Raw genomic sequence first — 23,900 nt, forward strand, 5'->3', positions numbered from 1 at the left:
GAATCGGCCCTACGGCGCGGGCCGTCGCGAGCCGTCGGGGTTGTGCGGTGTCGTCGGATCGTCCGGGGGCCTGGGCAGGAAGGCGAGGGCGCCCATGCCCTCCGTGCGGGACCAGGTCCGGTACTCCGCCGCGGTCTCGACTCCGTGAACGAACCGCTCCGGTTCGGCGGGGTCGAAGTCCTGGTGGACCACTCCGGCCACCTCCAGGATGTCCAGCAGCATCCGGGCCGTCAGCGGGGCGTTGAGCTGCTCGGCGACGCCCTCGGCCCCCCACCGGATGATGGTCTCCGCGGCCCGGGCGACGCCCTCCGCCGTGGCCGTGGGAAGGGCCAGCGCGAGCGAGGCCCGCACGATCTCGACCGCGTCCTCGGAGCGCACGGATCACCGCCTCCTTTCGCACACGATGCAGAGGCCCGCGCGAGCGGTGAAGCCCAGGGCCAGTTTGCCCGTGTTCTGCGCCTGCCGCAGGCACTCGTGCCGGTCGAGATGAGCGTACTGCTGGGTCGACATCGTGTCCCTGACGAAGACCTCCCAGTGGTCCTGGGCCTTCACCCAGTCGTTGCGGTGCGCCACCCGGACCCAGGTGTCGACGAAGTCCTGCCGTGCGTGGGTTCCGTGGAAGTACGGCCCCAGATCGTCTATGAGGCCGGGGAGGCGGACCCGCTGACGCAGCGTTCGCCGCTGGAAGAGGGTGTTGGTGGAGATCGACTTCACGCGGCTTATGCGTTCGGCGATGACATGGCCGGCGAACCCACCGATGATGGCCGGGACCAGGAGCCAGCCGACCAGCGAGGCCAGCCACAGGAGCACGTGCTTCGGGGCGTCGATCAGGGTGAACACCCGGTACACGCTGCTGGGGCTGCCCGCCCGCGCCGCGAAGACGTACAGGAGCACCAGGCACACGGCCATGGGCAGTCCCCAGTCCACTATCCACTGGGTGACCCCCTTCAGGGCCTTCCGCGAGCGCCACAGGCGCAGCCAGCGCCGCAGGAGGCGCCGGCGATCGGGCGGCAGATCGAGATGGCCTGGCACAGGGATGGGTCCGCCGAGCAACTGTTCCCCCCGGATCTCCGTCACGCCTGAGCGCGATCAACTCCCGTCATATACCGGGAATCCCCGCCGCGTACAAGACCGCACACCGAGCCCCGGAAACGCCTGTGGCCCGGGCTCGACGACTTGGTCGTCGAGCCCGGGCCACAGGACTTCTCGCGTTGCAGGGGTGGCAGGAGTCGAACCTGCGACATCTGGTTTTGGAGACCAGCGCTCTGACCAGCTGAGCTACACCCCTTCGGTGGGTCCAACCATGCCATGGCGTCCGCCTGAGATCCAATCAATTCGGTGGTCGACGGCCGAGAATTTCGTCGCGGGATCGGGCGCCGCAGGAGCGGAGCCAGTCGATGAGCGCGATGTCCTCGCCGGTCAGGGCAGCGTCGAGGGGGGTAAGGGAGCCGTGGCCGATCCAGTTGATGTCCGCTCCTCGAGACAGCAGGTATCGGGCCGTGGACAGTCGGCCCCCGTGGCACGCGCCCCAGAGGGCTTCGGTGACCTCCTCGGGATCCGCCCCCGCGGCGACGAACTCCCTTACAGGGCCGAGCAGTCCGAGGGCGGCCGCGTCCCACAGGGTGGGGCGGGCCCCAAGGTCCAGGAGGCGGCGCGCCGCGCGCCACTGGCCGAAGCCGGTCGCGTCGGCCAGCGGAGTGCCGCCGCCGAGCACCGCGCCCGGGGCTTCGATGTCGGCGCCCGCCTCGACGAGGGCGTCGAGCGCGGGGACGTCGTCGTTGCTCGCGGCCCAGTGCAGCGGGGTCTCCTCGTGCGAGCCGCCGAACCGGGCCCCCGGGTCGGCGCCGGCCGCGACGAGGGTACGGATCACCTCCGCGGTCCGGGGGCGGTGCCCGGGCCAGTCCACGGCGATGTGCAGCAGGCTGCGCTCGCCCGCCGCCTCGCCGTGCCGCACGATCCGGGCCCCGGCGAGCCCGGGGTGCGCGGCCAGCAGCCGCCCGAGTCCGTCGAGGTCGCCGGCCCGGATCGCCGACGTGACGGCGACGGCGAGCGGGTCCTGTGCCGGGAGGGAGAGCATGCGGCCAGCCTACGAGGCGACGAGCGGCGGGCGGGGGACGAGGGGCGAGGGAGGCGGCACCGTCCGCGAGCAGGAGGAACGCCACCTGGTCGGCGCGCTGCACGAGCGGCTGCTCGGGCGGGGAGTCGAGGGAGGCCAGCGGGAAGTAGTGGCAGCCGGACGGGTCGGTGGTGAAACCGCCGTACGGGGACGCGGCGCCCGGCGCCTCCAGGGGGAACACCCTGCGCAGGAAGGGCCCTTCGGCCGCGATGTCCGCGGCCATCGCCGTGTGGTCGAAGCCCCGGTACGTCGAGGGGCCGACGTAGCCGGTGGCCTGGCTGACCCGCACGATGTGCGACAGCTCGGCCGCGCGGTGCGTGACCGGGCACAGCACGGGGACCACGCCGGCGCGCATCAGCGCGAAGACGGTGGTGACGAACTCGGGGACGTTCGGCAGCTGGACGACGACCCGCTGCCCGCGCCGCAGGCCACGCAGCCGGAACCCGGCGGCCATGCGGTCCGCCCGCCGGTTCAGGGTGGCGTACGTGATCCGGTTGTCGCCGTGCACGAGCGCGGTCCGCGGCCCGAACCGCAGGGCCCAGCCGCGCAGCAGGCTGTCCAGCGTGGTGCCGCGCCAGTGCCCGGCCGCCCAGTAGCGGTCGACGAACTCCTCGGGCCAGGGTGTGTAGCCGTCCGGCATGGGTGTCATGCGCTTCCTTCCGTCCCGTCGGTCTCGGCACCGGGGAGCGACCCGACCCTGCCGTCCTGATCTTGGCCATCCAAGCCGTGGGCACCCCCTCGCGCGCAATGCGCTTTCCCGACCAAGGACGCCGGATTCCCTCAGCAGAAACCCCAACACACACCGCTGACCAGCAGGTATGTTCGATCTGGGAAGATCGGGCCTTGGTCCGAGCCCACATGTGCGTCTCCGTCTCCGTCTCCGTCTCCGGAGGGTCCCTGTATGACTGCCGTACCCACTGTCCTGCGCGTTTTCGGCGACGGTCCGTTCGCCGAGGCGGGCGAGCCGGGCGCGGCCGTCACCGACGAGCGCTCGGGGCTGGTCGCGGTGGGCGGCGACGTGGGACGGCTCCGGTGGAACGGCCACGGCAGCGGAGAGCGGCGGTGGACCGAGCACCGGATCGGCGTGTACGAGCGGGACGGCCTGCGGTGCCGACATCTGGTGCCGTCCCGCCACCGGGTGAACTGCCTCGCCTTCCATCCCGTCCTGCCCCTCCTCGCGGTCGGCACCGGCTCGTACGACGGCGGCTGCCATTTCACCGGCGAGCTGCTGCTCGTCCACCTGGACACCGGCGAGACCGTGTCCGCGCTGGAGCACCCGCGCGAGGTGGTCCGGATGGAGTGGCGGAGCGCGACCGCGCTGAGTCTGGCCGTGGCGCCCGCGGACGACTGGGAGGACCCGCTGGCGCACGAACGGGCGCACCCGGCCGTGATCGAGCGCGCCGACTGGTCCGCTGTCGGGCACCAAGGCGTCTCCGCGGTGGAACTGGCGGCTCCGGCTGAGGAGTTCGACCGGGCGGACCCCGGCGCGGACGCCTCCTGGCTGCTCCTCGGCCTCGCGGGCTCCGCGGGCCGGGACTGGAGCCCGCGCACCCGGGTGCGGGCCGTCGAGGCCCTGCCGGACGGCCGGGTCCTGGCCGCACTGGACGGCGTACTGGCCGAGGCGTGGCTGCCGTCGGGCGAACGGCAGTGGGCCGTCGAGGACGAGGAGGGCGGCCGCGAGCTGCTCCTCGCCCCGGACGCGGCATCGGTGTGGGCCAACGCGGAACGCCCGCGCCGTCCCCACCGCACGGCACGTCCCGCCCCGCGGGTCGCCCGTCTCTCCGCCGACGACGGGCGCGTCCTGGAGAACCTGCCGGTGGAGGACGCGGTGACCCTGCTGAGCGGCGGCGGCCGTACGCTCCTGCGCGCCCTGGAGGGATACCGGGGCACCCGGCCGCTGACGGTCCTGGGCCCCGACGGCCTTGCGCAGGGGCCGGCCGTCACCGGTTTCGACCCGCTCAACCACGCCTTTCCCGTCCGCCACGCGAGCGCGCCGTACCTTCTGGTGGGCGCCGACCCGCACAAGCCGCATGCGGACAAGTGGATCGCGACGGTCGACGCGGACGGCACGCTCCGCCGGATCTGCCCGCATTCCCCGGAGCCCGGGGAGCACCACTTCGGCGGTCCGGCCGCCGAGACCGGCGGATCCCTGGTGTACGCGGGCACCGTCTTCCCCGAGGACGGGTCCTACGTCGTGCGCCGCTCCCTGGCCGACGGGGCCGTGCGGTGGCGGTTCCGGTCGGAGGTGCCCGCGACCGCTCTGGACACCGACGGGGAAGTGGTTCACGTCGCCGGCGCCGACGGCACGCTGCTGGCACTCGACGCCTCCGACGGCTCGGTGCGGTGGCGTACGCAGCTGCGGGTCCACGGCGCGGCGACCGTCGCGCTGTCGCTGGCGGCGGCCCCCGGCGGAGGACTGCTCGCCGGAACCGCCGACGGCCGGATCCTGCACCTCGCCGACCGGCCACGGCCCTGAATTCCGGCGCCGGCGGGCGGTGAACGGGCAGGCCGGCCCCCGGTCAGATGTGGGAGAATCCCTGGTTCTGAAGCGCCCGGTCCAAGTACCAGAACGTGCGGTCGATGGCGTGCCTGGGGAAGGTGCTCGTGTACGGCTCGGCGGGGAGCGGGACCGATTCGCATCCGTCCTCGGCCAGGACGATCACCCGGTCGAACCCGTAGTGGCCCTGGAACAGGCCGATCTCGTGGATCACGTTCTGGCGCGCGACGAGCTGGCCGTCGCCCGTCGCGTCCTCCGCGGTCAGCACGCAGATCGCGAAACTGCAGCGCTGCAGGTAGTCGGTGAGCGCCTCGGTGACCGGCCTGCTCCCCCAGGAGTCCGACTCGAACGAGTACACCGGCAGGCCGAACCGGCGCTCCACGAAGGACTTCACGGCGAGCCACTCGGGGCTGCGGCCGTGGGCGATGAAGACTCCCGCGGGAAGGGCCGCCGCGCGCCGGGCCGCGTCGTGGGAGCGGATGAAGTCCTTGGTGACGGCGGCCAGTCCGCCGTGGCCGTGACTGCCGACGTAGCGCAGCTTGTGCCGGGCCAGGGTCATGCCGAGCAGGGAGCCGAGCTCCACTTGCAGCCGGTCGCTCGTCAGGACCGCGAGCAGGCCGGCGGCGAACACGTCGCCCGCCCCGGTGGCGTCCTCGATCTGGTCGTCGGCCAGGACGATCTGCGGGTGGAAGTCCTCCACCGCCTTGCCGTTCTCGCTGCGCCAGACGTGGATCCCGGTGCGCCGCTTGACGACGATGACGCTCCTGTCGTTCGCGAGGCCCTGGAGGAGGTGCCCGGCGATGTCCTCGTCCGTGTCGCCGCCGTTCCTCCTGCCGAGCTCGTGGAACTCGCGGTGGTTGAGCATGAGGTACGCGGTCAGCCCGCAGATCCCGAGGACCTCCTCGGTCGGCAGGGTGCACCAGACGTGCCCGGGATCGAAGCTGATCAGTGTGGCGGGGCTGGCTTCCTTGACCGCGCGCAGGGTGGCGAGGAGGGCGGCGGGCGTGCGGTCGTCGAGGAACGAGGTGACGTGGACGACCCGGGCGGTGGCGAGGTACGCGACGACCTCGTCGAAGGAGCGCGCCAGGTGGTCGGCCATGGCGCTGTTGGCGCCGGCGTGGGTGAGGAGCGTCCGGTCGCCGTCCTCCGTCAGGGAGAAGCAGATGCCGCAGAGGTGGTCGTCGTCCCTGAAGACGAACGGGTGGTCCACACCGAGGCCGCGCAGTTGGTCGATCGCCGACAGCCCGGGGCCGGGTACCCGGCCGGCGACCCCGACGTAGCCCAGGTTCAGGCCCAGTTGGAGCTGGGCGAGCACGTTGACCGCGTTGTAGGCGGAGCCGCCCAGGGACGTCTGCAGCGTGGACGTGTTGATCGCTTCGAGCGCCGCGAAGACCGTGGCCTCGTCCACCGCGGTCTCCGTACCCCATTCGGGGACGGGTGCCTCGCCGTCGAGCAGTTCGGCGATCCGCGTGGTGAGCGGCCGGCGGTCCGGGCTCGCGTTCCTGTCGACATGGGTGATGTAGTCGAGGTTGAGCGCCCCGATCCCGACGACGTCCAGGGCGAAGCCGGACCGCGGTCGGTTCGTCGGATCAGCGGTCATGCGGATGTCCTCCCCGGGCCAGGATCCGTTCCCTGACCAGCATGCGTTCCAGTTCCACGAAGGTTGCGCCGATGCGGCCGGGAGCGAAGTCCAGGCGGATCAGGCCGGCGTTGTTGGAGAACTCCTCGCATCCTTCCTCCGCCAGGATGGCGACCTTGCCGAAACCGTAGTAGCCCTGGAAGACGCCCACCTGGTGAACGGCGCTCTCGCTGGCGCGCCGTTGACCGGCGGCCATCACCCGGGAGGCCGACAGGACGCAGATCGCGAACGCGCAGCGGCCCAGTTGTTCGCGCATCACCTGCGGGTGGCGGGCGTCCTGGCCGCGCGGGTGGTTGAGGGTGTGGACCGTCAGCCGGCAGTCGTCTTCCAGGAACGTCCGCAGGGCGTCCCACTGGGCGTCCTCGTCGTGGGCCACGAGGACGGCCCCGGGGCGGGTGCCGGGCGCCGTGAGCGCTTCGGTCGACTGGAGGAAGCCCTCCCGGCCGAGCACCGGCAGCGCGGACGTGCCGGTGTGCGCCTGGACGGCCCGCAGGCGCGAGAGGCTCAGGCCGAGGAAGGATCCGAGCTCGGCTTGGAGCCGGGTGGAGGCGAGCGCGGCGATGACCGACGCCGAGAACACGTCGCCGGCCCCGGTCGCGTCCTCGATGGCGCCCTCCCGGACCGGTCGGCGCAGTTGGAACCGCTGGGCGAGCACCCCCGTCGGCGCGGTCCGGAAGACCTCCACGCTGTCGTACCGCTTGGTGACGAACACGGTGCAGCTCGGGCCGCACCTGGCCAGCACCCGCTGGGAGAGGACCTCGTCCGACTCCCCCAGTGCGTACTCGCCCAAGGCCTTGAACTCCCTGTGGTTGACGAACAGCAGGTCGCTGAGGGCCAGGATGCCGTCCACCGCCCCGCTCCGGTTCTCCGCCCACGCGAAGCCCGGGTCGAAGCTCAGCAGCAGGGCCGGATTGATCCGGCGTGCCCGGCAGAGCACTTCGAGCAGCACCGGCGGGGTCAGCTCGTCCAGGAACGACGTGACGTGGACGATCCGGGCCTGCGCCAGGTAGTGGGCGATCTGCTCGCCGTTGCGCGTCAGGTGCTCGGCCATGAGGTAGTTCGCACCGGGATGGGTGAGCATCACCCTCTCGACGTCCTCCAGGTACGACAGGCAGACGCCGGCGAGCCGTTGCGGCCTGCGGGCGACCCAGCGCCGGTCGATGCCGAAGAGGTCCATCTGCCGTACGAAGGACAGCCCGGGCGTCTCGATCCGCCCGGCGACTCCCACGTAGCCCAGGGTCAGGCCCAGCCGCATCTGGGCGAGGGTGAAGGTGGTCAGCCACGCCGAGCCGCCCAGGGAGGCGTCCAGCGACGCGGCGCCGAGCCTGCCGATCGCCTTGGAGATCGCGATCTCGTCGATGGGGCCCTCGGTGTTCCACTCGAAGCGCGCGGTGGACTCGGAGACCCGGTCGGCCATGTGCGCCGACAGCCGCGAAACGCTCGCGATGTAGTCGACGTTGAGCGCCCCCACCCCGACGATCTCCGGACCGTGCCGCCTTGCGTCGGAGCGACTCGCAGCGTCCATGGCACCCCCATGCCGACCGGCCCACCGAATCCGTGGCGGAGACATACCCCGTCGGCGTGCGTCTCTCACCCGCGCGGGGCGGCGACGTCCGGGGGAGGGTGCGGCGACGTCTGGGGGCCTCAAGCGCCTCCAGCCCCCTTCAGCCCCCCGTGAAACGCGGGGGCCGGCGCGCCGCCTTGGCGCTGTAGCCCTCGCGCGCGTCCTCCGAGGTGAGGGTGAGCGCCGCCGTCATCGCGACGCGGTCCAGGGCCGCTGGGAGGGCGGCGTCCGCGTAGGAGTCGATCGCGCGTTTGATGCCCTGGACGGCCAGCGGGGCGTTCGCGGCGATCTCCGCAGCGAGGGCCCGTGCGGTGCCCTCCAGCTCCCCGGGCGGGACGACCTCTTGGACCAGGTTCAGCCGGTGCGCCGTCTCCGCGTCGATGCGACGGCCCGTCAGGGCGAGGTACTTCGCCCAGCCCGCGCCCGTCTCGCGGGCGATGCGCAGGTCTCCGCCCGCGTCCACCGCGACGCCCAACTGGGCCTCGGGCAGCGCGAAGACGGCGTCCCGCGCCGCCACCCGGATGTCGGCCATCAGCGCCAGCTCGAAGCCGAATCCCAGGCAGTAGCCCTGCACCGCCGCCACCACCGGCTGCGGCAGGCGGGCCAGGACCGCGAAGCGCTCGTGGACCCAGCGGATGCCCTCGTAGTAGTTGCGGTTGCGCCCCGCCGCCGACTCCCCCGTGATCGCCCCGCCGGGGGCGGTCACGTCGATGCCCGCGCAGAAGGCCCGGCCCTCGGCCCGCAGCAGCACCGCGCGCACGTCCGGGTCGAAGCGGATCCGGTCCGCCAGCAGGCCCAGCTGACGCGTGGACTCCCAGCTCCAGCCGTTGAGCTTGTCCGGCCGGCAAAGGGTGAGTTCCGCGATCCCGTCCGCCACGTGCAGCCGGATCCGTTCCTCACCCTCCGCGATCTCCGTGCTGATGGTGTCGATCACGCGGACACCCTAGGGCGCACCCGTCAACGCGGGAAGACCTCGAACGCCACCGCCGGGCGGCCGCCGAACCGGGCCGCCGCCATCCGGGCGTTGCCCGTCAGGAAGCCGCGCACGTACGTCTCGGGGTCCTCGTCCGTCAGCGCGTCGATGTACGCCTTGTGCTCCATCAGGGACTTCACCGAGCGCTCCATGCCCGGACCGGCGTCCGCCGCGTGCGTCGGCGTCGTGGTTCCGGACACCGCGACCCAGCGGACCCCGTTCCACGGCTCCAGGCCCTGCTCCGTGAGGAGTTCGGGGAAGATCCAGCGGTTGCCGGCGTCCCCCGCAGCGTCCAGGGTGGCCCGGCCGACCGCCTTGTGGTCCGGGGTGTTCCACCAGCCGCCGCCCTCGGCCCCGCCCCACGTGTCGCGGTGGTTCATGGTGACGACCAGCTCGGGGCGGTGCCGGCGGATGGCGGCCGCGATGTCCCGGCGCAGGTCGAGGCCGTACTCGAGCACCCCGTCGCGGTGGTCGAGGAACTCCACGGCGGACACTCCGACGACGGCCGCGCTCGCGCGCTGTTCGGCTTCGCGCAGCGGGGCGCACTCGGCGGGGGCGATTCCGTCGATCCCCGCCTCGCCGCGCGTGGCGAGCAGGTAGACGACCTCCCGGCCGCCGTCCGTCCAGTCCGCGATGGCCGCCGCGCAGCCGTACTCGAGGTCGTCGGGGTGGGCCACCACGGCGAGCGCGCGCGTCCAGTCGGTGGGCATGGGCTCCAAGGGCGCGGGCCCGTCCAGTTGTTCAGTCATGTCTCGCACAATAGGCGCATGGACAGACAAGGGCCGGTAGTGGCCCTGCTCGACGCCTCCGGGGCGTTCTTCGAGCCCGCCCGCACGGCGTTCCCCGGAGCGGGCGCCGCCGCCTGGGCGGCGGCCGCGCTCGTGGACCCCGGCGCCGCCGGTCCCGACGGCTCCTGGCTGCTGGACTTCCGGTGCTTCGCCGTGGCCCGGCCGCACGGCCGCTGGGTGCTCGTCGACGCCGGGGTCGGCCCGGCGCACGGGCCCGCGGCCGGCTGGGCCCCGGTCCCGGGCCGGCTGCCCGCCGCGCTCGAGGAGGCCGGGATCGCGCCGGGCGACGTGGAGGCGGTGGTCCTGACGCATCTGCACGAGGACCACACGGGCTGGACCCTGGACCGGGCAGGCCTGCCGTTCTTCCCGGCCGCGCGGTACCTCGTACAGGGCGCGGAGGTCGCGGCCCTGGACCGGGCGGATCCCGTGTGGGACTGGGTCGTCGCACCGCTGCGGGCCACGGGGCAGCTGCACGAGGTGTCCGGGGTCCACCGGCTCGCCCCCGGCCTGACCCTGCTCCCGACGCCCGGGCACACCCCGGGCCACCAGTCGGTGCTGGTGGAGGGGTCCGGCGCGGGCGGCGGGGTCCGGGACGTGCTGGTCACCGGTGACGTGCTCGTCCACGCCGTACAGCTGGCCGATACGGCCGTCCCGTACTCCCACGAGCGCGACCGGGCCGCCGCCCGCGCCTCCCGGGAGGAGCTGCTGGCCCTGGCGGCGCGCCGCGGCGCCCTCCTGGCCACCGCGCACCTGACCCGGGCCTTCGTGGAGCCGGCCGTACCGCGGGATCCGGCCTGTCAGGGGATCGTCTAGACCTCGTCGCGCACGAGTGCCAGCAGCCGGTCCAGGACGCGGGGGCCGCCGGCCCGGACGCCGTCGTGTTCGAACTCGTCCGTCACCCAGGTCTTCAGCCCCCGGACCGCCCGGGCCGTGGCCAGGGAGTGGGCGGTGTCCACGTACATGTCGTCGTGGTAGACGGCGGCGGCCACCGGCACCTCGTTCGCGGCGAGCCGCGCCCGGTCGTACAGCGGCGTCCAGCCGGTACGGGCGGCCAGCAGCTCGGCGGTCTCGCGCAGCGGGGCGAGCGCCGGATCGCAGGTGAAGTGCCAGGGGTGGACGGTCTCGCCGGTGAAGTACATCGCCTCGTCGCCCGCGAGGGTCTTCGCGGCGTCGAAGCGCGGGTGGTCCGCGCGCACCCGCTCGGCGGCCCAGCCGAGGGGCGCGCCCGGGTCCTGGGCGTAGATCGCCTCGTGGACCAGGGCGTAGAGCGGGTGCCCGGCGAAGGAGAGCTGCGCGTGGACGGCCTCGAGGAAGGCGTCGGAGAGAGCGGGCCCGGCCTGCGTGGGGACGAAGGCGTCCTCCAGCAGGTAGTGCAGCTGGTGGCTGCCGTCCGAGCCGCCGAGGAGGATCCCGAGGGACTGGAAGGCCTCGACCGTCAGCCGGTAGCCGCCGGGGAGCCGCGCGGGCTGCTCGCTCAGGTGGGCGGCGATCCGCCGGGCGCGCTCCACGTCCATGGGGTAACGGGCGTAGTGCGCGCGGTTCTTGCGCTCCATGCGGGGGTACGCGGCTTCGTAGACCTCGGCCGCCGTCGCGTCGAGGGACGGCAGCCCGCCGGTGATGAGGGCCGCGGTCAGCCCCTCGGGGGCGGCGCAGAGGTAGTGGGTGACGCAGAACCCGCCGAAGCTCTGCCCGAGGACCGTCCAGGGCTTGCCGCCGGTGAGGAGGGGCCGGATGGTCTCGGCGTCGCGCACGATGGAGTCGGCCCGGAAGTGGACGAGGTACTCGGCCTGCTGCTCCGGGGTTCCGCGCAGCGGCAGGGTCTGCCGGTTGACCGGGGTGGAGCGGCCGGTCCCGCGCTGGTCCAGGAGCAGCACCCGGTACTCGGACAGGGCCCGCTCCAGCCAGGCCTGCCGGCCGATGAACCGGCGCGCGCCGAAGCCGGGACCGCCCTCCAGGTAGAGCAGCCAGGGCAGGGATTCCGGGTCCTTGCCGGCGGCGACCAGCTCGCGCGCGTACAGCTCGATCCGCTCGCCGTCGGGGCGGGCGTGGTCGAGCGGGACGGTGAAGCGGTGGTCGGTGAGGACGACACCGGGCTGGCGGTAGCTGGCACTGGCGGTCACGGACGGCCCCTCGGGTACCTCTGCCCGGGCCGGGTCGCGGCCGGGGTGCGGATTGGCGGTGCCGCCGAGTCTAGTGCTGTGGCCGGAAAGGTTTGCCGGGTCGCGGTGTCCGGTGCGGTGCATCTCCCCCAGCTACCGCTGGGAGGGGCCCCCGGGCGGAGGGCCGCGGCTCGTACTGGACGTACCGCCGTGGTCCGGTGAACCTTTCCGGTCACAGCACTAGTACGGACCGTCAGGGAATCCTGGCCCTTGCTTCGGCTCTCCCCGCCGCCTGGCGCCGGGTCCGGGTCCCGGCGCCGGGCTCGGTCAGAACTCGACCACCGAGCGGAGCACCTCGCCCCGCTCCATCCGCGCGAAGGCCTCCTCGACCCCGTCGAGCGCGATCCGTTCGGAGACGAACGCGTCGAGGTCGAGGCGCCCCTGGAGGTAGAGGTCGACGAGCAGCGGGAAGTCCCGCTCGGGCAGGCAGTCCCCGTACCAGGAGGACTTCAGGGCGCCGCCGCGCCCGAAGACGTCGAGCAGAGGGAGTTCGAGGCGCATCTCCGGCGTCGGGACGCCGACCAGGACCACCGTGCCGGCCAGGTCGCGCGCGTAGAACGCCTGGCGGTACGTCTCGGGGCGGCCGACGGCATCGATGACCACGTCGGCGCCGTTCCCGCCGGTGAGCTCCTGGATGGCCTTGACCACGTCCACGGCCGCGCCGTTGACGGTGTGCGTGGCGCCGAGGCCCCGCGCCCATTCGAGCTTCCGGTCGTCGAGGTCCACGGCGATGATCCGCGAGGCTCCGGCCAGCCGGGCCCCGGCCACGGCGGCGTTGCCCACTCCCCCGCAGCCGATGACGGCGACGGAGTCGCCGCGCCCGACGTTGCCGGTGTTCAGGGCCGCGCCGAGACCGGCCATCACCCCGCAGCCGAGCAGTCCCGCGGCGGCCGGCGAGGCGGCCGGGTCCACCTTGGTGCACTGGCCGGCGGCGACCAGGGTCTTCTCGGCGAAGGCACCGATGCCCAGCGCCGGGGAGAGCGGGGTGCCGTCCTCCAGGGTCATGGACTGGGTGGCGTTGTGCGTGGCGAAGCAGTACCAGGGGCGGCCGCGCTTGCAGGCCCGACAATTGCCGCACACCGCACGCCAGTTGAGGACGACGAAGTCACCGGGGGCCACGGAGGCGACGTCCGGTCCGACCGATTCGACGACCCCGGCCGCCTCGTGGCCGAGCAGGAAGGGGAACTCGTCGTTGATCCCGCCCTCGCGGTAGTGCAGGTCGGTGTGGCAGACCCCGCAGGCCTGGACCCGTACGAGCACCTCGCCGGGCCCCGGGTCGGGCACGAGGATCGTCGTGGTCTCCACCGGCGCGCCCTTGCTCCGTGCGATGACCCCTCGTACGCGATGCGTCACTTGCTACCCCGATCTCGATCACGGTCTCGTCGACTGCTCGGCCGATCCCGCGCAGGATCCGCCGGTCCGGCCAACGTACACGCGCTTTCCCGCGTGCGGGAGTTGCCCCACGCCCCGGCGTGCCGGTCGCAGAACTAGGCCAGTTCCGGTGGTACGGCCGCGCGCAGGGCCGCGGCGAAGGCGGCCACGGCGGGGTGGGCGCCGGCTCCGCTGCGGAAGGCCACCTTGGTGCGGCGCTCCATGAGGAGCCGGGTGAGCACGACGGCCCGGTCCGCGTGTCCGGTGATCCCGAGCTGCGGCACCACGGCCACCCCCTGGCCGGCCGCGACCAGGGCGAGGACGGTCGCGAACTCGTCCACCTGGTGCCGGATCCTCGGTGTGAACCCGGCGGCCTGGCAGGCCCGCAGGGTCATGGCGTGGCAGAGCGTGCCGGGCGTGGCGGTGATCCAGGGCGCGTCGGCGTGGGTACGGAGCGTCGCGCCCTGGTCTGCGGCGGCGGTCGCGCACGCGCTGCGCGCCGGGGACCTGGACGTGGCCCACGGGGCGGCCGGCGGACGGGGCAGATGGGTATAAGAGGCCAGCCCCAGGGTGACGGCCATGCGGACCAGTTCCGCCGAGGTGTTGATGCCCAGCTTGGCCCGGATGCGGCGGAGGTAGGCGTCGACCGTGTGCCTGGAGAGTCCCATGGAGCGGGCCGTCTGCACGTAGGTGCACCCTGCGGCGATGTATCCCAGTGCCTCCTGCTCGCGGGGGGCGAGTACGGCGGCGGCGGGGGCTTCGGCGTGCGGCGTGGCGAGTGTGAGGCTCATGGGGTTTCCTCCGACACATCGGCTCGGTCGTCGCTGCTCACGCCCTCGGAAGCAGGGGACAAATCCAGGAATGTGGATGTATGTCCGTGTTAAAGAGCCTGTCGGTGGGACTTCATCGGGGTGTCCGTCGACTGTCACAGGCGTGTCACAGGCGACGTCCGCCCGCGCGCCGCGGGAACCATCGCGCCGGATCCGTGCTCTTCCTCAGAACCCGACGAGGGACTGCTCGGCCCAGATCGTCTTGCCCACGGGGGTGTGCCGGGTGCCCCAGCGCTGCGAGAGCTGCGCGACCAGCAGCAGGCCGCGCCCTCCCTCGTCGAAGATCCGCGCGCGCCGCATGTGCGGGGCGGTGTTGCTCGAGTCCGAGACCTCGCAGATCAGCGTGCTGTTCTCGTGGATCAGCCGCAGCTGGATCGGCGGCTCGCCGTACCGGATGGCGTTGGTGACCAGCTCGCTGACCACGAGCTCGGTGACGAAAGCGGCGTCGTCGAGCCCCCAGGCCGCCAGCTGCTCGGTGGCGTCCCGACGGGCCTGCCCGACCACGGAGGGGTCGGACGGCACGTCCCAGACGACGACCTTGTCCGCGTGCAGGGCCCGGGTACGGGCGACGAGCAGGGCGACGTCGTCATCGGGTGGATGCGTCAGCAGAGCCGTCAGCACGCGGTCGCAGACCGCGTCCAGGGTGGAGGCGGGGCGGGCGAGCGCCGTGAACATGTTGTCCAGGGCCTCGTCGATGTCGTGGTCGCGGGCCTGCAGCAGGCCGTCGGTGTACAGGGCCAGGATGCTCCACTCGGGAAGCTCGACCTCGATGGTCTCGAAGGGCAGCCCCCCCAGGCCCAGCGGCGGCCCCGCCGGGACGTCGAGGAGGTACACGGAGCCCTCCGGAGAGACGACCACGGGCGGCGGGTGGCCCGCCCGGGCCACGGTGCAGTGCCGGGTGACCGGGTCGTAGACCACGTACAGGCACGTGGTGCCGATGCCCCCGGCGGCGTCCCCCGCTCCTCCGGGGTCGGTCTCGTCGGCGGACAGGTGGATGACGAGGTCGTCGAGGTGGGTGAGCAGCTCGTCGGGCGGCAGGTCGACATCGGCCAGGGTGCGCACCGCGGTGCGCAGCCGGCCCATGGTCGCGGTGGCGCGCATGCCGTGGCCGACCACATCGCCCACGACCAGGGCCACCCGCGCGCCGGACAGCGGGATCACGTCGAACCAGTCCCCGCCCACACCGGCATCGCCCCCGGCGGGCAGGTAGCGGGTGGCGATCTCGAGGGCCGTCTGCACGGGCATCGTGTGTGGGAGCAGGCTGCGCTGCAGCGTCATCGTGCTGGTGTGCTCCCGTACGTGCCGGGGTGCGTTGCGGATGCTGACGGCTGCCTTGGCCACGAGCTCCTCGGCCAGCCACAGGTCCTTCGGCTGGAAGGGCTCCCGGCGCTGATGACGGCTGAAGACGGCCAGCCCGAGGGTCATGCCGCCCGCGCACAGCGGCACCACCATCAGCGAGCGGGTCCCGTACTCGCCGATCCAGGCGGCGCCGGGGTCCTGGGCGGCCCATGCGGCGATGGCCGGATCCGTCGTCTCGTACACCGCGCCGCGGCCCGCGGCCAGGCATTCGACGGCGGGTGACAGCGGTGGGTAGACGGTCGTCCCGCCGATCGCGACCCGGGACTCCGGGGTCGCGTCGAGGACCGACCGCACAGCGGTACGCCGCACGGTGACCGGCCCCGTCACCGGGCCGGCGGCCGGGTCGGCGCGGCGCGGGAGGGGTTCCAGCAGGTCGACGACCGCGAAGTCGGCCAGCCGGGGGACGGCGACATCGGCCAGCTCCTGCGCCGTACGGGCGTTGTCCTGGGTGGTGCCGATGCGCGCGGCGTCCGCGCCGGTGGCGGTGGTGCCGTGGGCCGTGACCTGGCGGCGGCCGGCCTGGGGCGCGGTCCGCTCGTGGGCGGTCAGGCACACGGCGCGGACCCTGCCGTCCGGGTCCCGCAAGGGGGAGAGCGAGGTCACCCAGCCGCCCTCAGTGCCCGCGCCCGTGCCCGTGCCCGCGTCCGCCGGGCGGATGAAGGCGTCCACGTTCTGCGGCTCACCCGTCTCCAGGGCCAGGCGCATCTTGCGCTCGGTCTCGTCGCTCACGGGGTCCGGCGCGATCTCGGGCAGGCGGAGCCCGCGCATCTCGGCCTCGGTGAGGGACAGTGCGCGCTTCATCCCGGCGTTCGCCAGCACCAGCCGCAGGTCCTCGTCGAAGATCGCCAGGAAGCTCGTGGACTGGGCGAACGCCCACTCCCTCAGCGGTTCGTCCAGGGGCGTGCCGGGTCCGCCCGGCACGGCGGACACCACGAACCACCTGGTGGTCCCGCTGGTGGACGTCCACCGGTGCGCGAGCAGCCTCGGCTCCAGTCGGTGGCCGTCCCGGTGCCGAAGTGCCACGGTGCCGCTCCACCTCTCCCGGTCGGCAGGGATCCGCCGTGCCGGATCGCCGGCGGCTGCGCCGGCATCGGCATCGGCATCGGCGAGGAACTCGGCGACGGGCCGTCCCACGGCCTCGGCGGGCGGGTAGCCGAGCAGGCGGCCGGCGCCTTCGCTCCACTCGGTGACGATGCCCTGCTCGTTGACGGTCGCCGTGGCCGTGTACGCCGGTTCGGGGGAGGCGCCCGTATCCTCCGGCCGCTCACCAGGAGAGGTGGGAATTCGCTCCATCGCGCTCATCTCGCCCTCGCTCGTCCCCCGCGCGCCTCCATGGGACCCGCGCGGCCGGGGGTTCCACTGTCCAGCATGATCCGGCGGGGCAGGGAGCACCAACGCAGTGACGGGCCTCCCCGGGCGGGCCTGACCGGGGAGGGGCGTCAGGCGGCTCCGGCGGCGCGGCCGGGCGGCGTGAGCACGAGGGCCAGGACCGCGTCCCCCGCCCGCCACACCATCGCGCGGCGCCGTCCGCCGAGGAGGGGCGGGCGCAGGCCGAGGATCGGGATGCGGTGCGGGGCGGCGCCGAAGACGCCGCTCCGGTCGGCCTTCACCGCGGCTTCCTTCAGCGACCAGGCACCGGCCAGGGCGTCGGGCCGGTCCGTACCGATGAGGGAGAGCTCCCCGGGGGACAGGATGTGGTCGGCGGCGCGGCGTACGGCCGCCGCCGAGGCGCTCTCGCACAGGTCCACTCCGACCGGTTCCGGCGCGAGGGCCGCGGCGACGTGGCCGGCGGTGTGGCTGATGGAGAGGTGCGCGCCGGGCACCGGGCTGCCGCCGACGAGGACGCGCGGGCTGCCGTCGTCGCGCGGGAGGATCTCCACCTCGTCCTCCGGGGCGGCGCGGACCTCGGCGACCAGGCGCTTGGCGAGCAGCCGGCCGGCCGCCCACTCGGCCTGCCGCCAGGCGGGCAGCCCGCGGATGACGCGCCGTTCGGCCGCAGACAGGACCGGTCCCGGCGGGAGGCCGGGGCGCCGGGCCACGATGAGGGCGGCCCCGCCCCACCGGTGGATGCGGCCCGGGGCGATCGGCGGGAACACGGTGTCCACCGGGGGGCCTCAGGCCGCGCGGGCGGCATCGGCCGGGTCCGGGGCATCGGCCGGGTCCGGGGCCTCGCCCGCGTCGGCCGGGTCGCCCGCGTCGGCCGCAGCGAGGCGCCCGAGCTCTTGCTCCAGCGCGGCCACGGCGTCGCGGATCTGCTCGGGCGTGTGGTCGGCGGTGATGAAGAAGCGCAGCCGGGCCATCTCCTCGGGTACGGCCGGGTAGAGGATCGGGTTGACGCTGATGCCCCGCTGGAACAGGGCCTCCGCGAGCCGCAGGGTCTTCAGGGAGTCGCCCACGATGCACGGGACGACCGGCGTGTCGTGGCTGTCCCCGATGTCGACGCCCGCAGCGCGGGCGAGGCGGACGAACAGGGCGGCGTTCTCCGCGAGCCGTGCCACGCGCTGCGGTTCGGCACGCAGCAGGCGCAGGGCGGTCAGGGACGCCGCGGTGTCGGCCGGGGTCATGCCGGCGCTGTAGACGAAGCCCGGGACGGTGTAGCGCAGGTACTCCACGACCTCGCGGCGCCCGGCGACGTACCCGCCGCAGCTCGCCAGGGCCTTGGAGAGCGTGCCCGACCACAGGTCGACGGCCGGGCGGTCGATGCCGAAGTGCTCGCCGACGCCGCGCCCCGTAGCGCCGATGGTTCCGATGCTGTGCGCCTCGTCGATCATCAGCAGGGCGCCGTGCCGGTGCTTGACCTCGATGAGGGCCGGCAGGTCGGCGATGTCGCCGTCCATGCTGTACACGCCCTCGATGACGACGAGCACCCGCCGGTACTGGTGGCGGACCTGTCCGAGGACGGCGTCGAGGGCGGCCGCGTCGTTGTGGGGGAACGGCCGCCGGGTCGCGCCGGAGAGCTTGCACCCCTGCAGGATGCTGTCGTGGGCGAGGGAGTCGTGGATGACGAGGTCCCCGGGTCCGACGAGGTGCCCGATCACGGTGACGTTGGTGGCGTGGCCGTTGGCCAGGGTGACCGCGGCCTCGCATCCGAGCAGGTCGGCGAGTTCGGCTTCGAGCTCCAGATGGAGCGGACGGCTGCCGGACAGCAGCCGGCTGGCGGACGCCGAGGTGCCGCAGGCGTCGATGGCCCGCTTGGCGGCCTCGTTCACCTGGGGGTGCGTCGCCATGCCGAGGTAGTTGTAGCCGGAGAACGAGAGCAGTTCCCGGCCGTCGATCACCGTCGTGTCCGTCATGCCGCCTTCGTGGACGAGGAAGTACGGGTTGCGCAGCCCGGTCCGGTCGAAGGTGGCGATGCGCTCGCCGTGGGCGGCGACCTCCGGGAAGCACTCGATCCGCGTGTGCTCCTCGGGCAGCGGGGCGGCGGCGGGAGCGGCCGGCGCCTGGGGCGGGGCTCCGTCGCCGTGAGCGTCCTCGGCGTGCGCGGCCCCGTCGTGGCCGTCTCGTTGTACGGGGACGGCCGCGTCCGCGGCGTCCGCGGAGCCGGTCGCGATCAGCGCGGCGATCCTCCCGGCGGTCGGCCGGTCGGCGGCGCTCTCGTCGAACCTCCACCGGGGCCACTGCCGCTTGAGGGAGGTGAAGAGATCGGTCAGCATCAGCGAGTCGAAGCCGAGCTCGTCGATCAGCGGCTGGTCGGCGCGCAGCCGGTCCACCGGGAACGCGCTGATCCGGGCCACGTGCCCGAGCACGGCCTCGGTGACCTCGTCGAGGTCCCCGGCCGGCACCGGCTCCTCGCAGGCGGGAGGCGCGGGGGACAGCGGGGCCGTGGGGGCCGCGGCGAGGGGGAGGTCCGGTACGGCGGCCAGGGGCGCGGGAGGGGCAGCCGCCGGGTCGGCGGCCCGCGCGGCCGGGTCCCGTACGGGGAGGGCCTCCGTGAGCCGGTTGATGAGGGCCACCTGCTGCCGGACCAGCTGGAGCAGGTCGTCCATCGGGTTGTTCGCCGGGGCGTTCATCGGGGTCTCCTCGGACGGTGCCCTCGTCTCGTGGGCTCGGAAATGTGTATAAGAAACAGCCCCAGCCCGCCCCGCCGCAGGCGGGCGCCCCCGGGAAGGCGCCGACGATGGCGCCCGGGCCGAACGGCCTGACCCCCGTCTTCGAGCGGGCGAAGCAGCGGACCGACAAGACCGTGGCGCTGACCTTCGACGCCGACATGACCTCCGACCAGGGGCCGCGCGCGGCGGACGGGGAGCACTTCGACAACCCGCAGCTGATCTCCACGCTGCGCACGCTCAAGGTGCCCTCGACGGTCTTCATGACGGGCCGCTGGGCCGAGCAGTACCCGGACCAGGCGAAGTCCATCGGCACCGATCCGAACTTCGAGATCGCGAACCACTCGTACAGCCACCACGCCTTCAAGTCCCCCTGCTACGGGCTCCCCACCCTCGACGAGGCCGCCGCCCGCGCCGACGTGGACCGGGCCTTCGAGGCCTTCCGCAAGGCGGGGGCCGTCAACACCGTCCCGTACTTCCGCTTCCCCGGCGGCTGCTACGACGACCAGGCGCTGCGGGCGATCTCCACGGCCAAGGTCACGGCCGTCCAGTGGGACGTGGTCAGCGGGGACGCCTTCGCGAAGGATCCCGACGCGGTGGCCGAGCAGGTGCTGTCCGGGGTGAAGCCCGGATCGGTCGTGGTCATGCACTGCACGCGCAGCGCCGCCCCGGTCACCGAGGAGGCCATCCGGAAGATCGTCCCGGAGCTGCGCAAGCGCGGCTACCGGTTCGTCAAGGTGTCCGAGCTCATCGGGAATTGACTTCCGCTCCCCTCCCTAAAGGGCAGAGCACTGGCCAAGTTCCCGGTAGCGCGGGCAGCGGCGCGAAGCGACGGAACCGCGGCGGCCGCGCCGCGGGTTCAGCCGGAGCAGGCCGTGCGCTGCGCTTCCTGCCACTCGCACACCGGGCACAGCACCACGCCCGGGGTCGCGACCCCGTACTCGGTGGGCTTGCCGCACTGCACGCAGTCGGCGTACGGCGGCCCGGCCACCCGCCCGGCGGGGGCCGCGGGGGCGGGGCAGTAGGAGGCGTCCTGCTCGATCGGGTCCACGGGTACGAGCGTACTCAGCCCCGGCCGGGACCGGCCCGCCCCCTGCCCCGCCGTCCCTGTCGGTGCGGGCTGGCAGAATCGGCCGGATGAGCACCGAGGACGCGCAAGCGCACACAGGGGTACCCGCCGTCGGGGCGGACAGCCCGTTCCGGCAGGAGCGGATCGCCCGCGACGAGGCCCCGCAGTTCGTGCTGCCGCTGGTGGTGCGGATCGAGAAGACCGGGCCGCCGGCCCGTACGGACGCCCTGGAGACGGCGGCGCGCGCGGTGCTGGTACTGCTCACGGACGAGCGGTCGGCCGACGGCGGCGAGTGGGCCGAGGCCGTGCGGGACTGGCAGGACGCGCGGATCCGCAAGGTGGTCCGCCGGGCGCGCGGGGCGGAGTGGCGCAAGGCCGGCACCCTGCCGGGCGTCACGGTGCGGGGCGGAGCCTCGGAGGTACGGGTCTTCCCGCCGGTCCCGCTCGACGGCTGGCCCAAGGAGCTCGCCAAGCTCCAGGTGTCGGGCACCGAGCTGGACGATCCGGAGCCGGCCGCCCCCGCGGAGCCCGGACTGCCGGTGCTGTGGCTCAACCCGGACGTGGAGATGTCCGCCGGCAAGGCGATGGCCCAGGCCGGGCACGGCGCGCAGCTGGCCTGGTGGGAGCTGACCGGCGCGGAGCGCGCCGCCTGGCGGGACGCCGGCTTCCGGCTGGCCGTGCGCACGGCCCCGCGCGAGCGCTGGCCGGAGCTGTCCGCGAGCGGCCTGCCGGTGGTGCGGGACGCGGGGTTCACGGAGATCGCACCGGGTTCCTGCACCGTGGTCGCGGACCATCCCGCACTGCGGGCACGGCTCTAGTGCCGTGACCCGGTGGACCTTTCCGGTCACAGCACCAGCGCCGCCGGGAACCTCAAATGTTGCTCTGAACGTCCTCCTCGGCGGTTGGCTCGACTCCGACGGGGCCATGACATCGACACACGGACCGACGAGCGGGGGCGAGGGGACATGAAGCCCATGGCACACCTGGGGGTGGGCATCGGATGGCGGCCGGAGATCGCGGAAGCGGTGGAAGGCCTGCCGGGGCTGGACTGGGTCGAGGTGGTGGCCGAGAACATCTGCCCCGGCCACCTGCCGGAGCCGCTGCGGCGGCTGCTCGACCGCGGGGTCCGCGTCGTGCCCCACGGGGTCTCGCTCGGACTCGGCGGCGCCGACCGGCCGGACCCGGCGAAGCTGGCCGCGCTCGCCGAGCGGGCGGTGGCGCTGGGGGCGCCGATCGTCACCGAGCACATCGCCTTCGTACGGACCTCCGCGCTGGGGGCCGCGCCGGCGCTGGAGGCCGGGCACCTGCTGCCCGTGGCGCGGACGCGGGACGCGCTGGACGTGCTCTGCGAGAACGTGCGCATCGCACAGGACGCGCTGCCGGTGCCGCTCGCGCTGGAGAACATCGCCGCGCTGCTGGCCTGGCCCGGCGAGGAGCTCACGGAGGGGCAGTTCCTGACGGAGCTCGTCGAGCGGACCGGCGTGCGGCTGCTCATCGACGTGGCCAACCTGCACACCAACCGGGTGAACCGCGGGGAGGACCCGGCCGCCGTGCTGGACGGGATCCCGCTGGAGGCGCTGGCGTACGTGCACGTCGCCGGGGGCGTGGAGCGGGGCGGGGTGTGGCACGACACCCACGCGCACCCGGTGCCGGAGGTGGTGCTGGACGTGCTGGCGCAGCTCCGCGCCCGGGTGGACCCGCCGGGGGTGCTCCTGGAGCGGGACGACGACTTCCCGCCGGACGGGGAGCTGGCCGGGGAACTCACCGCGATCCGGGGGGTCCTGGACCGTGCCGGGACCCCGTCCCGGCCCCTGCCGGACACCGCACCGGATGCCGTGGCGGGTGCCACGGCGGCTGCCGCACCGGACGCCGCGCCGGATGCCGTGGCGGCTGCCGGCACGGATGTCCCGGCGCGCCCGTCCGCCGGGCCCGCGGGACCCGGCGGCACGGCGCTGGACAAGGCGCGGACGCGGGTCGGCCTCGGCCAGGCCGCGCTCCTGTCGGCCCTGGTGGCCGGCACGCCCGTGCCCGAGGGGTTCGACCGGCAGCGGGTCCGGGTCCAGGCCCGGGCGCTGGCGGCCAAGCGGGCCGGGGTCGTGGCCCGGCTGGCCCCCGAGCTGCCCGGGATCCTGGGCGGGCAGGAGCCGTACCGCAAGGCCTTCCTCGACTACGCCCGGCACCGGCCGATGGCCTCCGGGTACCGGCGCGACGCGCTGGACTTCGCCGAGCACCTGCTGATCCGGGACCTGCCCGCCGATCCCGCGGCACGGCGCCGGCTCACGCTCTGGTGGCAGGACCGGGCCGGGGCGCGGCCGCCGCGCCGCATCGTGCGCTGGGCCCGCGCGCTGGCGGGGAGAGCGGCATGAACTTCTTCGACCTCCTCGCCCTCGGCATCTGGATCGGCGTCATCACCTCCACCGCCCTCCTGGTGCGCGGTCTGCGGCGCGCGCAGCCCTCCACCTTCGGCCCCGCTCCCCGGCTGCACGACCTGTCCGAGGCCGCCTTCATGGCGGGCGGCCCCGGCGCGGTGGTGGATGCCGCGCTCGTCTCCCTGCTCTGCGACGGCCGGATGGTGGTCGGCGGGCCGGGCATCGTCCAGCTGCGGCCCGGGGTGCGGGCGACCGATCCCGCCGAACGGGCCGTGCTCCAGGCCCACCGGGGCGCGGCGTCCGGCTGGCTCTACCAGATCCGGTACGCCGCCATGCGGGACCCGGCCGTCCAGGAGACCGGCGACGCGCTGGCCGCCCGCGGGCTGATCGCCGCGCCCGGCGGGCGGCGCGCGCAGTACCACCACGGGGTGATCCAGGCGTCCGTGTGCGGGGTGCTGCTGATCCTGTCGCTGCCGCTCACCTTCGTCGCCCTCGCCCTGTACGCGGGCTCCGGCGACTTCCACGTGCCGTTCATCGCCGAGGTGTTCCCCGTTCTGCTGGCCGGAATCATCGCGGCCGCCGTCGGCGCCTCGCGCGCCCGGCAGCGGATCACCGGGGCGGGGGCGGCGGCCCTGCGCGACATCCGCGCCCACTACCGGACCGACCAGAGCCCGTACGTCCAGACCTCGTTGTTCGGGCTGCGCGGCCTGCGCGACCCCTACCTGCGCGAGCAACTGGTGCCGGCGGCCCGCGGGACCCGGCTGGCCGCGGCCCAGTCCCGTCCGCGTACCGGCAGCTCAGAGCCTGCTTGGGGGTCCGGAGCCGAGCTGGTTCCGGTCGTCTGGTGCGCGGGCTCCGACGGCGGCGGGTCGGGAGGATCCGGCGGGTCGGGCTGCGGATCGGGGTCGAGCTGCGGCTCCTCGGGCGGCAGCGGCTGCTCGTCGGGATCGAGCTGCGGCTCCTCCGGCGGCGGTTCCAGCTGTTCCGGCAGCAGTTCCAGCGGTTCGAGTTGCAGCAGTTCGTCCGGTTCCAGTTGCAGCAGCAGTTCCTGACCTCCCATCACGGACCCGTCACGAGCTGCTCACACCTCGGCAGAGCCCTATGCCCGGGCTTCCACATC

Annotated in this window: 20 protein-coding genes, 1 tRNA gene and 1 pseudogene; 6 read left to right on the forward strand and 16 right to left on the reverse strand. The window is 73.9% G+C overall.

What is annotated here, in order from left to right:
• Nucleotides 1-9: 9 nt before the first annotated feature.
• The 5 genes and pseudogenes from DRB96_RS38535 to DRB96_RS45480 form a co-directional block, all read right to left on the reverse strand.
• Nucleotides 10-378 carry a hypothetical protein gene (locus DRB96_RS38535; protein WP_112452576.1) on the reverse strand — a complete coding sequence of 123 codons (369 nt, stop codon included), beginning with the start codon at nucleotides 376-378 and terminating at the stop codon, nucleotides 10-12.
• A 3-nt stretch (nucleotides 379-381) separates the two neighbouring features.
• The gene (locus DRB96_RS38540) at nucleotides 382-1,032 is read right to left on the reverse strand and encodes a DUF6313 family protein (protein WP_239516672.1); all 651 of its coding nucleotides are present in this window, start codon (nucleotides 1,030-1,032) and stop codon (nucleotides 382-384) included.
• Nucleotides 1,033-1,214: 182 nt separating this feature from the next.
• Nucleotides 1,215-1,288: transfer RNA gene (locus DRB96_RS38545), tRNA-Trp, on the reverse strand.
• 42 nt (nucleotides 1,289-1,330) lie between these two features.
• On the reverse strand, nucleotides 1,331-2,077 hold the full coding sequence (locus DRB96_RS38550; protein ID WP_112452577.1) for an ankyrin repeat domain-containing protein: 747 nt from the start codon (nucleotides 2,075-2,077) through the stop codon (nucleotides 1,331-1,333).
• Between the two features lie 325 nt (nucleotides 2,078-2,402).
• Nucleotides 2,403-2,765 (reverse strand): annotated as a pseudogene (locus tag DRB96_RS45480) (AMP-binding protein); the annotation flags it as partial.
• Nucleotides 2,766-3,017: 252 nt separating this feature from the next.
• Between DRB96_RS45480 and DRB96_RS38560 the strand changes: the two are divergent.
• Nucleotides 3,018-4,592, forward strand: coding sequence for a PQQ-binding-like beta-propeller repeat protein (locus DRB96_RS38560; RefSeq protein ID WP_112452578.1), 1,575 nt, complete (start codon nucleotides 3,018-3,020; stop codon nucleotides 4,590-4,592).
• Between the two features lie 43 nt (nucleotides 4,593-4,635).
• Here the strand turns inward: DRB96_RS38560 and DRB96_RS38565 are convergent, their stop codons facing one another.
• The 4 genes from DRB96_RS38565 to DRB96_RS38580 form a co-directional block, all read right to left on the reverse strand.
• Nucleotides 4,636-6,213: a PfkB family carbohydrate kinase gene (locus DRB96_RS38565; RefSeq protein WP_112452579.1), complete on the reverse strand. Its 1,578-nt coding sequence runs from the start codon at nucleotides 6,211-6,213 to the stop codon at nucleotides 4,636-4,638.
• On the reverse strand, nucleotides 6,203-7,777 hold the full coding sequence (locus tag DRB96_RS38570) for a carbohydrate kinase family protein (RefSeq protein WP_112452580.1): 1,575 nt from the start codon (nucleotides 7,775-7,777) through the stop codon (nucleotides 6,203-6,205). Before DRB96_RS38570 ends, DRB96_RS38565 begins: the two co-directional genes overlap by 11 nt.
• A gap of 139 nt (nucleotides 7,778-7,916) precedes the next feature.
• On the reverse strand, nucleotides 7,917-8,750 hold the full coding sequence (locus DRB96_RS38575; protein WP_112452581.1) for an enoyl-CoA hydratase/isomerase family protein: 834 nt from the start codon (nucleotides 8,748-8,750) through the stop codon (nucleotides 7,917-7,919).
• A gap of 23 nt (nucleotides 8,751-8,773) precedes the next feature.
• Nucleotides 8,774-9,538, reverse strand: a complete 765-nt coding sequence (locus tag DRB96_RS38580; protein ID WP_112452582.1) for a PIG-L deacetylase family protein — start codon at nucleotides 9,536-9,538, stop codon at nucleotides 8,774-8,776.
• 18 nt (nucleotides 9,539-9,556) lie between these two features.
• Here DRB96_RS38580 and DRB96_RS38585 point away from each other — a divergent pair, with 18 nt between their 5' ends.
• A complete protein-coding gene (locus tag DRB96_RS38585) occupies nucleotides 9,557-10,390 on the forward strand; it encodes an MBL fold metallo-hydrolase (protein WP_112452583.1) in 834 nt (277 codons plus the stop codon).
• On the opposite strand, the gene DRB96_RS38590 is transcribed toward DRB96_RS38585, so the two are convergent.
• From DRB96_RS38590 to DRB96_RS38615, 6 genes are all read right to left on the reverse strand, one after another.
• On the reverse strand, nucleotides 10,387-11,697 hold the full coding sequence (locus DRB96_RS38590) for an alpha/beta fold hydrolase (RefSeq protein ID WP_239516261.1): 1,311 nt from the start codon (nucleotides 11,695-11,697) through the stop codon (nucleotides 10,387-10,389). The two genes, DRB96_RS38585 and DRB96_RS38590, sit on opposite strands and share 4 nt — an antisense overlap.
• Nucleotides 11,698-12,003: 306 nt before the next feature.
• Complete coding sequence (locus DRB96_RS38595) at nucleotides 12,004-13,089, reverse strand: S-(hydroxymethyl)mycothiol dehydrogenase (protein ID WP_112452585.1); 1,086 nt, start codon at nucleotides 13,087-13,089, stop codon at nucleotides 12,004-12,006.
• Between the two features lie 134 nt (nucleotides 13,090-13,223).
• Nucleotides 13,224-13,898, reverse strand: coding sequence for a LysR substrate-binding domain-containing protein (locus tag DRB96_RS38600; RefSeq protein ID WP_239517821.1), 675 nt, complete (start codon nucleotides 13,896-13,898; stop codon nucleotides 13,224-13,226).
• A 204-nt stretch (nucleotides 13,899-14,102) separates the two neighbouring features.
• Nucleotides 14,103-16,589, reverse strand: coding sequence for a SpoIIE family protein phosphatase (locus DRB96_RS38605; protein ID WP_112454286.1), 2,487 nt, complete (start codon nucleotides 16,587-16,589; stop codon nucleotides 14,103-14,105).
• Between the two features lie 146 nt (nucleotides 16,590-16,735).
• Nucleotides 16,736-17,401, reverse strand: coding sequence for a 4'-phosphopantetheinyl transferase family protein (locus tag DRB96_RS38610; protein WP_112452586.1), 666 nt, complete (start codon nucleotides 17,399-17,401; stop codon nucleotides 16,736-16,738).
• Between the two features lie 9 nt (nucleotides 17,402-17,410).
• Nucleotides 17,411-19,306 carry an aminotransferase class I/II-fold pyridoxal phosphate-dependent enzyme gene (locus tag DRB96_RS38615; RefSeq protein WP_204357923.1) on the reverse strand — a complete coding sequence of 632 codons (1,896 nt, stop codon included), beginning with the start codon at nucleotides 19,304-19,306 and terminating at the stop codon, nucleotides 17,411-17,413.
• Nucleotides 19,307-19,350: 44 nt separating this feature from the next.
• On the opposite strand from DRB96_RS38615, the gene DRB96_RS38620 reads away from it, so the two are divergent.
• On the forward strand, nucleotides 19,351-20,103 hold the full coding sequence (locus DRB96_RS38620; RefSeq protein WP_239517822.1) for a polysaccharide deacetylase family protein: 753 nt from the start codon (nucleotides 19,351-19,353) through the stop codon (nucleotides 20,101-20,103).
• A 98-nt stretch (nucleotides 20,104-20,201) separates the two neighbouring features.
• Here DRB96_RS38620 and DRB96_RS38625 read toward each other — a convergent pair whose 3' ends face one another.
• Nucleotides 20,202-20,384: a hypothetical protein gene (locus tag DRB96_RS38625; protein ID WP_112454290.1), complete on the reverse strand. Its 183-nt coding sequence runs from the start codon at nucleotides 20,382-20,384 to the stop codon at nucleotides 20,202-20,204.
• A 95-nt stretch (nucleotides 20,385-20,479) separates the two neighbouring features.
• On the opposite strand from DRB96_RS38625, the gene DRB96_RS38630 reads away from it, so the two are divergent.
• The 3 genes from DRB96_RS38630 (at nucleotide 20,480) to DRB96_RS38640 (ending at nucleotide 23,832) form a co-directional block, all read left to right on the forward strand.
• Nucleotides 20,480-21,229 carry a peptidyl-tRNA hydrolase gene (locus tag DRB96_RS38630; protein ID WP_112452588.1) on the forward strand — a complete coding sequence of 250 codons (750 nt, stop codon included), beginning with the start codon at nucleotides 20,480-20,482 and terminating at the stop codon, nucleotides 21,227-21,229.
• A 147-nt stretch (nucleotides 21,230-21,376) separates the two neighbouring features.
• Nucleotides 21,377-22,777, forward strand: a complete 1,401-nt coding sequence (locus tag DRB96_RS38635) for a DUF692 domain-containing protein (protein ID WP_112452589.1) — start codon at nucleotides 21,377-21,379, stop codon at nucleotides 22,775-22,777.
• Nucleotides 22,774-23,832: a TIGR04222 domain-containing membrane protein gene (locus DRB96_RS38640; protein WP_162688455.1), complete on the forward strand. Its 1,059-nt coding sequence runs from the start codon at nucleotides 22,774-22,776 to the stop codon at nucleotides 23,830-23,832. The genes DRB96_RS38635 and DRB96_RS38640 overlap by 4 nt, the downstream gene beginning before the upstream one ends.
• Nucleotides 23,833-23,900 lie beyond the last annotated feature (68 nt).

It is taken from the genome of Streptomyces sp. ICC1 (assembly GCF_003287935.1).
GTDB lineage: Bacteria > Actinomycetota > Actinomycetes > Streptomycetales > Streptomycetaceae > Streptomyces > Streptomyces tritrimontium.

Excerpts from the sequence above, each read along its gene's own strand:
- DRB96_RS38630 (WP_112452588.1), top strand. The coding sequence starts at position 20,480 with ATGAGCACCGAGGACGCGCAAGCGCACACAGGGGTACCCGCCGTCGGG.
- DRB96_RS38580 (WP_112452582.1), bottom strand. The coding sequence starts at position 9,538 with ATGACTGAACAACTGGACGGGCCCGCGCCCTTGGAGCCCATGCCCACC.
- DRB96_RS38605 (WP_112454286.1), bottom strand. The coding sequence starts at position 16,589 with ATGGAGCGAATTCCCACCTCTCCTGGTGAGCGGCCGGAGGATACGGGC.
- DRB96_RS38570 (WP_112452580.1), bottom strand. The coding sequence starts at position 7,777 with ATGGACGCTGCGAGTCGCTCCGACGCAAGGCGGCACGGTCCGGAGATC.
- DRB96_RS38550 (WP_112452577.1), bottom strand. The coding sequence starts at position 2,077 with ATGCTCTCCCTCCCGGCACAGGACCCGCTCGCCGTCGCCGTCACGTCG.
- DRB96_RS38635 (WP_112452589.1), top strand. The coding sequence starts at position 21,377 with ATGAAGCCCATGGCACACCTGGGGGTGGGCATCGGATGGCGGCCGGAG.
- DRB96_RS38585 (WP_112452583.1), top strand. The coding sequence starts at position 9,557 with ATGGACAGACAAGGGCCGGTAGTGGCCCTGCTCGACGCCTCCGGGGCG.
- DRB96_RS38565 (WP_112452579.1), bottom strand. The coding sequence starts at position 6,213 with ATGACCGCTGATCCGACGAACCGACCGCGGTCCGGCTTCGCCCTGGAC.
- DRB96_RS38560 (WP_112452578.1), top strand. The coding sequence starts at position 3,018 with ATGACTGCCGTACCCACTGTCCTGCGCGTTTTCGGCGACGGTCCGTTC.
- DRB96_RS38615 (WP_204357923.1), bottom strand. The coding sequence starts at position 19,306 with ATGAACGCCCCGGCGAACAACCCGATGGACGACCTGCTCCAGCTGGTC.
- DRB96_RS38600 (WP_239517821.1), bottom strand. The coding sequence starts at position 13,898 with ATGAGCCTCACACTCGCCACGCCGCACGCCGAAGCCCCCGCCGCCGCC.
- DRB96_RS38640 (WP_162688455.1), top strand. The coding sequence starts at position 22,774 with ATGAACTTCTTCGACCTCCTCGCCCTCGGCATCTGGATCGGCGTCATC.